Here is a 2,404-nt window from a genome sequence, read left to right on the forward strand (position 1 = left end):
CGTGGACGCCGAAACCAGGTTCCACACATTCCCGTCGCCGTCGTAGCACACAAAATGCGTGCCCGCGACAGGAGCGGTTTGGATCCGCACCCAGAGTAGCCCACCCACACCACCGGCGCAGTCGAGAGTTTCCGACACGTCCACGCCCCAGATGTACGCACGCACCGGGGCGTTGTTCGTCGCATTCAAGTCTGCCACGTGCCGGCCGAAGAGGACGGAATCACTGACGAACTTCAAGTCCTCCACCACCTGCCAAGCACCGTCTGTGTACACGTACGACGTCTGCCTTGTCCGCCGACGCCAAGTCTCGTACTTCCAGTCCACCCGTCGCCAACTGCCCCGGTCTGTCGCACCGTACCTCATCGCCCTGGTCAGCCGCTTGTCAGCATCCCAACCATACAGCCACCGTCAGTGGCCCGCAAGGCTCTGCCACCCCCTCCGGCAAGCACAGCGCAGAAAAAGCCGTACCCGGGCCTTCACAGGCTCCCAGCCTGTCCCCACCTCTGTGACACCTCTGTGTTCTCTGCGCCTCGGTGGTGTTCCTTCGCTCACTGCAAATACGTCCTTACCTACCCCCACTGACATTCTTCGATGGCCCACCGCCACCGCCAGTTCCCCCACCCCAATGTCAGGGTCGCCCCGCCGGCTGGACAAAACGCCGCGTCCAGGAGGCCTTTGTAGAGCCCATGCCGCCAGTACTCCACGACCAGCCGCCCGTCCTGCCGTAAAAACGTTCAACCACTCCTTTCCGCACTGGACCCTAGAAGAGACACAAAAGCGCACTCTTTCAAATGAACTGGTCGGAGCCGGGCGTTTCATTTGACCCAGTTGTCTAGGAGCCCGGCCACTCCCGTCCGCGTTTTGAGTTTTCGGTCCGAGGGCGGCCGCCCTCGGAGTTCTTGGCAGGCTCGGGGATCCGTCCACAACACCAGCCGAGCATCGCACGATTATGTTCCAGCGCAAGCCTGTGGCACCACGTCAGATGAGCCCGTCCGGGGTTTGGCGATAGGTCGAGACAACCGGAAGTCGTGGCCACCGCCGCCCGCGCCCACGCACAGTTGCACCCAGTCCGTCCCTGCGCATACGGCTCACGTAAACCCCATATCTTCAGGGACCGGCAAACGGCCACCCGTTCGTTAAGGGCCTCACACAGTGCACCCTGATGTGGTCACCCATGTCGGCCATGATGAGTCCCACTCCTACCTCAGTCGCACGAAACATACAGCCAGGCCTTCCCTCGACCGTTGTAACCCGCTCACCACGGTGCCCCATCAGACGAACAAACCATGCTTCCACCTGAGCATAATCCACATTGTACAGTCGTGCCTCACACCCATTATCATCCCACCGGATAACGTATCTGCCTTCCAGAGCAGGAATGTGGTTCGATACTACGATACGCGCCCCATATTTTCGCAAGAGCTGTACCAGATGCTCTTCCGCTCCTGTTTTGCCAGCCCGATAGCCGCAACCCGCCAGCGCTATGACCAGACCCAAGACTATTGCAACGAGCCGTAACCCAAAGCGATACATTGCTCGCAGCCTCCCCTGCTATTTGGCCAAGTGTTTACACACCGCCGCACAGTCCATCTTCGGCGTGCCGGCCTTTGCCGCCCGTCTATTGGCCAGCTGGCACCCGCACAAGCACATGTCGTACACTGAGACACGGCCCTTGCTTCCTCTGGCCAGCAACCTTGCGCAGCGAGCACAATTATCCACGCAGTCTTTCGAGGCAGCAGAGCCCGCCACAGTCACACACACGCACTCCCAGTATGGGCCAGTACCCACGCAGTGCATTTGGGCGCACCCGCGATAATACGCCGTGACCGAATCGTACCATCCTCCCAGAATATCCCACGCCTGCGGTCCGCCGTTCCCACTGTAGGCGCCGATTGCCAGACCACCGGTTTCTTCTAAAGGATCCCTGCTCAACCAGCGGCCCAAGCTGGGGCTATACGCCCAGTATTCGTACAGGACCAAGCCGGTGAACTCCTGGATGCGTTTGGTGGTGAAGCGGAAGGAATTGGAGCGGGCCACAGGGCCGCTCAGACGCATGGGCTCGCCGAAAGGACCGTATTCGTACCGGGGGGTCTCCGTGCCGGTGGAGGCCGAAACCAGGTTCCACAGGTTCGCGTTGCCGTCGTAGCACACAAAATGCGTGCCTGCGGCAGGGCCGGTGGCCATCCGAACCCAGAGCAGACCACCCACACCACCGGCGCCCTCGAGGGTTTCCGACAGATCCAAGCCCCAGATGTACGCCCGCCCCAGTGCGTTGTTCGTCGCATTCAGTTCGCCGATGTGACGGCCGAACAACTCACGATCGCTCACGAGGTTCAAGTCCTCGACCACCAGCCAGAGTCCGTTGCTCAAGATGTACGACGTCTGCCGCACCCGCCGCCCCCTC

2 protein-coding genes are annotated in these 2,404 nt (G+C 61.1%); both read right to left on the bottom strand.

Annotation, left to right across the window (positions count from 1 at the left end):
- Positions 1 to 363, bottom strand: a 363-nt coding sequence (locus ACPDIX_RS14975; protein WP_423432609.1) for a hypothetical protein, incomplete at its 3' end; no start/stop codon positions are given.
- A 1,188-nt stretch (positions 364 to 1,551) separates the two neighbouring features.
- Positions 1,552 to 2,404, bottom strand: an 853-nt coding sequence (locus ACPDIX_RS14980; RefSeq protein ID WP_423432610.1) for an RHS repeat-associated core domain-containing protein, incomplete at its 5' end; no start/stop codon positions are given.

Source organism: Limisphaera sp. 4302-co (assembly GCF_049537155.1).
GTDB lineage: Bacteria > Verrucomicrobiota > Verrucomicrobiia > Limisphaerales > Limisphaeraceae > Limisphaera.